This is a genomic window from Vibrio sp. 2033 (assembly GCF_033339735.1).
Window position 1 is genome coordinate 1 of record NZ_JAWOVC010000369.1, and the last position, 339, is coordinate 339.

Here is a 339-nt window from a genome sequence, read left to right on the forward strand (position 1 = left end):
CCTACTGGTTGTTGCCAAATAAGCTGACCACGCTCCACAATCGCTGCGGCTAGTCGACCATTTGCCGTACCCCAGAAAACACCACCACCAATCGCAGTTGGAGTGCTGTCTCCGCGTAGTGTCAGGTTTGGAACTTCAGTACTTAGTGCCCAGCGCTGCTCACCAGAGCTTTCATCCAAAGCAATCAACATACCACGGCTGGTATTTACGATGATCAAGCCTGAATCCGCAACGGGTTTCGCCAGAACTTCACCACCGACTTTAATGCGCCAAATGATTTCACCAGTTTCTTGGCTTAGTGCAATCACTTCACCATTTTCAGAACCGATGCAAAGATGT

1 protein-coding gene is annotated in these 339 nt (G+C 49.6%); it reads right to left on the bottom strand.

Features of this window, described 5'->3' with window-relative positions:
* A partial coding sequence (locus R7P74_RS26645) for an outer membrane protein assembly factor BamB family protein (RefSeq protein WP_318123660.1) occupies positions 1 to 339 on the bottom strand: 339 nt, incomplete at both ends.